General features: G+C 37.4%; 7 protein-coding genes. All 7 read right to left on the minus strand.

What is annotated here, in order from left to right:
• Nucleotides 1-207: 207 nt before the first annotated feature.
• The 7 genes from M0P98_08490 to M0P98_08520 all read right to left on the minus strand — a co-directional run bounded on the left by M0P98_08490 (nucleotide 208) and on the right by M0P98_08520 (nucleotide 9,036).
• Nucleotides 208-2,556, minus strand: coding sequence for a PEGA domain-containing protein (locus M0P98_08490; GenBank protein ID MCK9266887.1), 2,349 nt, complete (start codon nucleotides 2,554-2,556; stop codon nucleotides 208-210).
• 12 nt (nucleotides 2,557-2,568) lie between these two features.
• Nucleotides 2,569-4,203: a hypothetical protein gene (locus M0P98_08495; GenBank protein ID MCK9266888.1), complete on the minus strand. Its 1,635-nt coding sequence runs from the start codon at nucleotides 4,201-4,203 to the stop codon at nucleotides 2,569-2,571.
• A 67-nt stretch (nucleotides 4,204-4,270) separates the two neighbouring features.
• Complete coding sequence (locus M0P98_08500; protein MCK9266889.1) at nucleotides 4,271-6,124, minus strand: LPP20 family lipoprotein; 1,854 nt, start codon at nucleotides 6,122-6,124, stop codon at nucleotides 4,271-4,273.
• Between the two features lie 21 nt (nucleotides 6,125-6,145).
• Complete coding sequence (locus M0P98_08505) at nucleotides 6,146-6,928, minus strand: hypothetical protein (protein MCK9266890.1); 783 nt, start codon at nucleotides 6,926-6,928, stop codon at nucleotides 6,146-6,148.
• Nucleotides 6,929-6,935: 7 nt separating this feature from the next.
• On the minus strand, nucleotides 6,936-7,733 hold the full coding sequence (locus M0P98_08510; GenBank protein MCK9266891.1) for a hypothetical protein: 798 nt from the start codon (nucleotides 7,731-7,733) through the stop codon (nucleotides 6,936-6,938).
• Nucleotides 7,730-8,299, minus strand: coding sequence for a hypothetical protein (locus M0P98_08515; protein ID MCK9266892.1), 570 nt, complete (start codon nucleotides 8,297-8,299; stop codon nucleotides 7,730-7,732). The genes M0P98_08510 and M0P98_08515 overlap by 4 nt, the downstream gene beginning before the upstream one ends.
• Nucleotides 8,300-8,814: 515 nt before the next feature.
• Nucleotides 8,815-9,036, minus strand: a complete 222-nt coding sequence (locus M0P98_08520; protein ID MCK9266893.1) for an SUMF1/EgtB/PvdO family nonheme iron enzyme — start codon at nucleotides 9,034-9,036, stop codon at nucleotides 8,815-8,817.
• Nucleotides 9,037-9,115: the final 79 nt, after the last annotated feature.

The raw sequence follows: 9,115 nt of genomic DNA on the forward strand, positions 1-9,115 counted from the left end.
AGAATAATGTATAAAATAGTACCATTAGCTTTTTAATATTGATGTAAAACCTCATGCTATCTTCCTGTTTTGCTCCATTTAAATTTATAAGAGGTACCGAACCTCGTTTTTTTAGTTCTGTCATTTAATTCATTTTTTATAATATCCTCTTTAAATCCCAGTTCTGTAAATTCATAGGAATGATTTTTTGCAGACGAATCAATCTTATTATTTATTCCTTGTAATTCTAAATCCTGTTTTGTTGTTCTTAAAAATTAAATAAGAATCCAAAGCATAATCACTTAAACATTGATTTGCCGTTGAGGACCAGTTCCCTCCCATATTTTTTACGATTATACTTGTTTTTATATTAAATATATCAAAAGGGACTGATAAAGAATCACAACACATTTCCGAAACATTTCCGCTCATATCAAAAATTCCCAAATCATTTGGTTTTCTGCTTCCAACCGGATGTGTCATATTATGACTGTTAAAATAGAATCGTGCATAATATTCCAACATTTCTTTTTTATTTGTTCCGCTCCAGGGTCTGTCATCCCGGCCGCCGCTTTTTGCTGCGTATTCCCATTCCAAAACAGTAGGTAATCGGTATCCGTTTTTTGAATAATCGGCTATAATATTCCTTTCGTTACCGGAATCACCATTTATTATATATACTTTATCTAAACCCCTGTGTTCACTCAGGCTATTACAGAATTCTACAACCTCAAGTAAACTCACTCGTTCAACAGGTCTGTTTTCGCCAATAAAGAAGCTGGGATTATTATGCATGATATCAATAAAAATATCTTGCGTCATTTCATATATACTAATATAATAATCATCGATCTTAACCGTATTACCGTTAACTATATAATTTCCACCGTTTATTAATATTTCTTCAATACCATGGCTTGAACTGCTATTAATTGTATCTTTTATCATATTTATTGATAATATATAATTTTCGTTGTCGTTAATAGTAATACGGCGTTCCTCTGTCTTATATCCTTCATGTTTGCATATTAGTTTATAATTTGAGGCAGGTATGTTTTTTTCGTAATGCATACCTTCCCATGTTTTATATAACTTACCGGTATTGTCAAACATTTGAATTTTTGTACTAAAAGGCAGTATTTCAAACTGTAATGAACCTGTTTTTTGACGTAATGCATACGATTTATAAAGAGTTTCACCCAGTTTTAATGTCACAATTTCCTCATAAGAATGCCATCCCTCAAGTTCAAGTAATATTTTATAAGAACCCGGTACAAGATCTATCGTTTTTTTATCATAACTTATATTATTGATCAGAATATTTGCCTGGGATGGAAAAACATCTAAGACCAAAGTGCCAATATTTTGTATCAATTCAAATGAACGCGCTAGCGTTTCTCCCAATTTAAGCTCAATATTGCTTTCCTGGCTAATATATCCGTCTTTACTGACAGCTATCCGATATGTACCGGGAGTCAAATCAATGGTTCCTGGTGAATATATATTATTATTAATATTTAATACGGCATCCGATGGTGTTATACCCAGCACAAGCGTACCAATATTTTCTATTAATCCATACGAATATTCTACAGTCTTTCCCAATTCAACATCAATGATATCTTCATAATTTATATAACCCTCTCTGCTTATTGTTACTTGATAATCTCCCGGTATTAATTCTATTCTTCCCGGGGAATATCTTTTGCCGTTCAACATCAGATAAGAATCTCCTGGCGTCACATCAAAGATAACATATCCGGCATTTTTTTGAAGGTTATAACTAAAATCATTTGTTTGTCCTTCTACCACTAATATTGAATCTGATATATTTAAGTATCCGCCCATATTTAATTTTATTGAATATTTACCGGGAAATAGCCATAGAGGCAATTCTGTTTTACCCCTTTCGGCATTATTGATAAAAACAGTAGCCCCTTCCGGTTTTGTACTGATTTGTACGGGGACAATTTCAATTTTTTCCAGATTAATATTGTTAAAGAATACATTATCGGAAGTAACATTAATCAATGACTGATAATTTTTATACTCTTCTTTCTTAACAAGCAGATTATGTTCGCCAATTTTGAGGGTGAATGTTTTTCCGGTACCCAGCAGTTGCCCATCCACCCATTTTTCCGCATCTTCCGGTTTGCTTAAGATAGTGACGGGAACTGTTTTAATATTTAATTCCTTTGATGATACTTCTAATTCGTATGTATAAAGCGATTCAATTACTCCCGCACCTGTCAATGTTGCTGTATATGGTAAAAAACCATCTGCCATCAATTTAAGCGTTCTCTCTCCCGGTGATACATATACCCAGTATTCGCCCTTCTGATATAAAATCGGGACATGTGGGATACCCAAATTTGAATCAAACTGAATATGCTCTCTGATATCCGTTTTTACCTTAATCAATGCGCAGGCATCATTATTAATATCTTTTTTCTCATATCTTCTTGCTGAGAGGTCATTTTCCAATCTTACAAAGGACTTTATAACAAATTCATCAGCAAAAAGTATAGAAAAAAATAATAATATTAATAAGTAATAATATTTTTTCTCATTTGGCATTTTGTACCCTTTTTATTTATGCCTGTGTTCCTGCTGCCTGAATTGTTCAAATATGTGTTCCTCTTGCTGCTTCATTTTCATGAATGCTTCCTCTTCCGCTTTCCGGGCTTCTTTAAAAAACTGTTCCATATATACGGAGTCATAAAAATCGGGTTTCCCCAGCTCCTGTCCAAAAATAATTTGTTCTTTTTCGGGTAATATTTCATATTTTTCTTTGCGGCCAATAGTTTCCTCCGCTTTACCCTGATTTTTATTGGCAATGATTGGTATTATCTCAGGAGCATATAAAACAACATTAACCATATTCCCGGGTCGGCTTTCTTCATCGCCCCTAAAAGCGGTGACAAGATAGTAATAGGTGGCATTTTCCCGTTCGGCAATGGCAATGTCTGAAAAATACTCAGTTTCACTTTTTGCTATTCTCCGATAATTATCTTTATTATCCTTCCAACGATAAATATAATATCCTTCGGCGTTTTCAACCCTATCCCATGATAAACGAGGAATATTATTGTAAACGGTACACTTTACATTGACAGGTACTCCGATATCCTCCCTGGACGCCCATCCGCAGGCAATTTCACTATAAACGCCGAGAACATCTCCTTTTTTAGCACGAACCGCATAAAGATATTTAACATTATTTAATACCGAAAGATCATTGTATGAATTTATTTCAGTGCTGTCAATTAACTCCATTGCTTCATTTTTTGAGTTTGAGCGGTAAATAAGATATTCCATTGACCCGCTTACCTTATCCCAGGATATTGATACCGCGTTTGTTTGATTGCCTTCTCCGGCCTGCAAATTTTCCGGCGCCGGCAAATCATCATAATTTTTTTCACTTACCTCGTCATAGAGCACATAGGCTTCTATTATCAAATCGTCCACCAATTCGTAAGCAATACGGCAATAACCCTGCTCTCCCCAGGATTTACCCCAGGAATTGATTAACTTCAATGTTTTTTTATTGTCATCATATCCTACAATACACATGCCATGTCCACCGGTTCTTTCACCTTCAATATTATTATAAATATTATCCTTTAGTTGTTTAAAATTTTCATATACTTTCATCGCCGCGATTACAGGCTGACCTGCAGCCAGTGAAGATTTTATTGACATTAAAAGACCGGCGCCATTATTTAATCTTTTATAATTGTTTATTTTATATAAAGAAGCTTCATGGTATGCTTCTTCATCAGGCTTTTTTAAATAATCGTTCGTATATGGCATTGTTTTATATGTAGCAACCCCAAAATCTTCCATTATTTGAAAAACATCGGGCAAAGTAGATCCCCTATTTTCACCTTTATTGACAATATTATATAAAAAAGAAGGAGAAAACTGATTTTGTGGCAGTCTGGGATCAAAGTCATGTTCTTTTGCTTCCTGGTAAGTTTTACACGCATAACCGGCAGCCCAGGCCGCACAACTTCCAAGTTTTCCCTGATATCCCGGTTCGGGCATTCCCGTAGAAAGATCAATTCCGGAAGGGAGCTTGAAGTCTTTTTCAAAAAGTTCGTTTGCGGAAGGATTTTTATTGACAATGGATTTATAAAGCTGTTCCGGAGTTTGAATATACCCGCTTTGTGCATAAGAAAATGCCGTAAGAACAATTGTAAGAAATAATATTTTTTTACACATTCTCACTTCTCCATTTAGACTGATTAGTTAAATATACTGGTATCCCTTCTTAGCCCATGCGTTTAAATCAGAATATAAAGTCCTCTAAGCCAATGATACGTCCATCTTTACTCTTTTCCGGCTGCCAGGAACGTACGTATATTTTTGGTTCTTGCGGCCTGTTCAAATCGAACATTAAGAAAAGATAGCCGAAATCCGCATAACTTGTACTGTAATAATTCTGTGCAATTTGAATGCCATATACAAAATCATCATGTCTGTTGACCTTCTTGACGTCGGTTTCCTCAAAGTGAATATTAATTGCTTCATTGCTGTTAAATATGCGCCTGAGCCTGGTAATAAAATCAGATTTATTCATTTTAATATATACTACACTGTCGTTTGATAATTTGGAAGCATATATTTTATCAATATTTTCCGCAGTTTCTATTTTTTGTCCGATTATAATCAAGGCCTTATCTGAAAATATTTTTTCGATATAATCAATGTTTTCCAAACAATAGGCGGTTTTATAAGATTCCATAAAATGAACAATCTGCTGTTTTTGCATAAGCGTCCCAAATCCTTCATCTTTGTTCATTATGTCTTCTATTGTTCTTTGGCTTAATGCAAAATTAATTCCGTCAATTTTCCCTTCTTTATTTAAAATAAAGACAACCTCCTCGATAAATTCACGATTATTGTTTGGAAACATGAATTTAAATGGAATTGATCTGACCAAGTACTGATCATTCAGTTTTGATAATTTTAGTTGTATTTCACCGGTTCGTATCATTTCCGCCCTGCCGTAACGCATTAATTTTTCGATCATTGCTTTACCGGTTTCGGTAAATTCATTTTCTACCGGCTTAAGGTTCCCTTTGTCATAAGCATCAATAAAGGACAGGACGGTATTGACAAACAGTTCTTCCTTCTCCGCCGTCAACCGTTTCGGAGTCCCTGTGTCTTCTTCAGCAAAATCACCAACAATGACGGTGTTTACTTTTTCCTTTTTTGGGGTACGGCTGATAAACAATGATGACGCCACTTTCTGAGCTTCGGGAAAATAAGGCGGATATGTATTTTCAATTACGGAGTTTACTGCTATGTATGTTTTTGCTTTTTCCTGATACATATATTCAATACGGAGTTTTACCTCTTTCATGTCACGAGCTGCAGGGCCGTAGTATTCTACGATGCCTTTGCCGCTGTTAACAGAAATCAGCTTTGGCATCCAATTGTCACCCGTCCAATAAACATAGTCCAAATTGGCAATCGTTTCTTTACCATACTTAAATTCAAGCAACATAACCTTACGCTTTTCGTCCTGAATATATTCGGCTGATTTGATACTTACATTCACAGAATCAAGTATATTTTCTATTCTTTGCGGCAGGCAAGCAAACAATAAACCATTCATTCCGGCCTCGTCTCCGCGCATTGCATTCATGTCCGGGTGGCTTTTTAATAAACACAGAGACCAGTAATAATACTTTAGCGCATCTCCGATACGGTAATCCTGGCACGCCTTATTGCCGGAACGAATAAATTCCATAATCCAGTATTCCCGTTCTTTAAAAATATTTTTTATCTGATCTTTGTTCATATACCGCAGCACACGGAATCGTCCGTTTTGCTCTTCCTGCTTCATTTTTGCTTCATTCAGCATAACATTTGAATAGGTATTGACAACTTTTTCCGTATATTCTTCAATATTACCGCCGGTTTCTTCAATGATATTTAAAAAACTGCTCTCAACCTGTACGGAGATTTGTGATATCAGATGCGACAGCGCTTGCTTATCGGCGAGATTTGGATTTGTACTGCTTCCCTCTCCCCATAAATATTTGCTGTCTTTTTTTATCTGGTCAATCGTCTGAGCAGCTGTAATAGTAAAACACGATAATATAATCAATATTACAAGGTTCTTTTTCTGGAACATTGAATCCTCCGTATTTTTTATCTAACGAACAATACGGCCGATATCACGAATTCGGCCTTTTTCGATATTCATAACCAACCACATTGCGCCGGTTCCCCGGGGGACCGTGTATTGTTTTTCCAATCGATTGTTTGCATAAACAGTTACCCTGGCGGAAGACTGCATAAAGGTATCGCGGTTTTTGTCTTCTTTTCGCGAGTAATTATGAACATATATTTGATAATCGGCATTTTTATCGATCTTACAGATGGTAATGGTTTCGGGACCGTATCCGTATCTGCTGTCGCGGTCCAGCCTGATACTTTTATCTGAAAGCATGCGTTTATGACGGTAGGAAATATGCTGAGCATCGTTTTTAATCAAATGCAAATCCAGGTCCGCCGGTGCTTTACCCCATTCAAGTACAATTCTCATTGATTCCAGAGGCATGACCGGTGAAAGGGCAAACACATTGGAATTCCCGAATACGCTGCCGGCCTGTATTTCAATTCTGCTTTGATTTGTAATATAATTATCTTTACTGATCTTCAGTTTATAGTGTCCGTCAGATATTGGTTTTAACATAGTTTTACCTTGTTTGTCGGTAAAAATAGCGCCGACATCTTCAATCTCGATTCTTGCTCCTGCTACACCTTTCCCATTTAATGCATCTACAACAAAAACGGCTATCGAATCGCTGTCAAGTTGATAAAACGAGGTCTGCATCCTTTTTTTAAAATCGCTTTCATCAGCATAAAGAAAGACAAGCAGGAAAAATGTAAAAACAAGGGCCAGCTTTTTTATTGCAATATTTGGTTTATACATGGTATCCTCACTTTTTTTGTGCTGTGCGTATGTTGCTTTTATTTATTTTGCTTAATACATATACCATATTTTGATCCATATCATGATAACGTTCGATAATGGAAATGTTCTTCAATTCGTAATGGCCGTGAATGACCTGTGAGCGCAAATATATATCCGTATCGTATTCTTTAAAGAGATACTTGGTCCCCGTAAACCTGGTTGAGTAAAACATTAACATACTATAGATACTTCTTTCTTCCGCGGTTTTCCAGGCATCGACATCATTCCCAGCGGAAGTATAAGCGCCGACGCCAAATATATAATTACCGCTTTCATAAGCGTTCTTATCAGCCCAATCGGGAATTGGCAAAGCTTCAACGGAAAGCACTGCGGAACTTAATTCAGTATCGGAAAAACCGTAGGCACGAATTATGTCCATCGTCAACGTGTTTAAAATGTAAGTATCCAGACATATTAAACTATCCCGGACAAGTTCAAATCTGGATTTGTCGTAATAATAATAATAATCCGACGATCGCTTTTCGGTTTCGGAATAAAAATAAAGGTCGCCCATCATCATTGAATGCTCAAAGACACAAAAATTTGCCGCAGCGTCATCCTTTGCAGAGGAGCCGCGGTAATTATATCCCACGACAATATCAGGATATTTGTCGGGATATAAGAACCATTCCGGATATTTCCTGGCCCAAAGACCTGAAATAAACAATAAACTTAAAATAAAGCTTATCGTAATAAGTTTTTTATTACATATAAGTATAAAGGAAGGCCGCCATGGGCGGCCTTCCACTTTTACCCGACTCATTCCCCGTAGTCTTGTGACGATTCGTATTCCTGGATTTCTTTTTCCAGTTCATTAAATGCTTCGCTGGCTCTCCAGCGTTCATAGAGCTTGCGATTTTTAAGCTCATCATCGACACTTTTAATAATAATATCAGGATTTAATGCCATAACTGCATGAAATTCATATTTGCCGTCTTTCCGCTGTGTCTGGTAGGTTTTTTCCATTGTGGCACCACTGTACTCGGCACGTGTAAGTATCTTTGTCGCCTGTGAAAAGAACTCGTTGATTTCGGCGTCTTCCGTACCCACTTCCTCAATAAATCGTTTTTTCAGACCTTCAACCCGTACTTCCATCGCTTCACCGATCAGCCGCTGACCATCGGCAATTGCCTTGTCGCGGGCCAGATCATAGCGGTCGCTTTCTCCGTAACCGACAACGGCAAATGCACCGTTATCCTTTAATTTGTTTGCGTAACTGTACAATTCATCTACCGGTTTGGGTTCCCTGACTGTTCCGCTGGTACCGGCGCATCCAACCAGCAATACAACAGCAAGCAGAAGTGACAAGAACACTGTTAGCTTTTTCATACGACTCTCCTTTTTAGTGTTTATTCGTATCAAAATAACCATTTTCAGCAACGATTATTCCGTGCCATTCTATAACACATTTATAAATAAACAAATGATTCTGAATATGTATATCCCGAAACAGGACAATTACCGTTTATTACATTAAAACGGCTAACAAAGAATTCCATACATTTCCTATCCTAAACTAAAATAATCTATAGAATATATTTCTTATAAACAATCATTTTTTCGAATAAGGATAGAACAAAATAGGCTTTATATTTCTTATGCCGCACGTAAGCTAATATTGAAATGACACATACATCTTACATAAAGAAAATATAAAACAGCATTTTAAGTTTATGAGATACGCATTGTCATCTTTTTTTTCTTAAATTTTCTGCCCGCCTGCTCCGCCGCTGCGTATCCGCTTCGCCTGGATACGGCTGCGGCTTCCCCCTTCGCTCTGCGAGCTTCGGCGGACAAGTCGGCGGGCAAAGCCGTAAAAAGGTAAAAAACTAAAAATCCTAAACCTAATCCCCATTCCTGGCAAGGCGAAACCCCAGATTGCTGCCGCTGCTCGACGGGGGGGGGCTGCTGCGATTGGCAGCACGGCAGCTGTTGGCGTCGTAGCGCCAGCTACCGCCCCGCCGCACGCGGAGGGAGCCCGTTGTCGGACCTGTAGGATTTGTCTGGGAGGAAGAGGAATAACTTCCGTACCAGTCCCAGCACCATTCCCAGACATTCCCGCTCATGTCATAAATGCCCAAATCATTGGCTAACTTTGTCCCAACATCGTTAGTACCATAATCAGGATGACTGCTACCTAAACTA

This window comes from bacterium (assembly GCA_023230585.1).
In the GTDB taxonomy this organism is placed as follows: Bacteria; Ratteibacteria; UBA8468; order B48-G9; family JAFGKM01; genus JALNXB01.

What these genes read in the sequence shown, in the direction of transcription:
- M0P98_08505 (MCK9266890.1), bottom strand. Translation starts at nt 6,928, where the DNA reads ATGTATAAACCAAATATTGCAATAAAAAAGCTGGCCCTTGTTTTTACA.
- M0P98_08520 (MCK9266893.1), bottom strand. Translation starts at nt 9,036, where the DNA reads ATGAGCGGGAATGTCTGGGAATGGTGCTGGGACTGGTACGGAAGTTAT.
- M0P98_08510 (MCK9266891.1), bottom strand. Translation starts at nt 7,733, where the DNA reads ATGAGTCGGGTAAAAGTGGAAGGCCGCCCATGGCGGCCTTCCTTTATA.
- M0P98_08500 (MCK9266889.1), bottom strand. Translation starts at nt 6,124, where the DNA reads ATGTTCCAGAAAAAGAACCTTGTAATATTGATTATATTATCGTGTTTT.
- M0P98_08515 (MCK9266892.1), bottom strand. Translation starts at nt 8,299, where the DNA reads ATGAAAAAGCTAACAGTGTTCTTGTCACTTCTGCTTGCTGTTGTATTG.
- M0P98_08490 (MCK9266887.1), bottom strand. Translation starts at nt 2,556, where the DNA reads ATGCCAAATGAGAAAAAATATTATTACTTATTAATATTATTATTTTTT.
- M0P98_08495 (MCK9266888.1), bottom strand. Translation starts at nt 4,203, where the DNA reads ATGTGTAAAAAAATATTATTTCTTACAATTGTTCTTACGGCATTTTCT.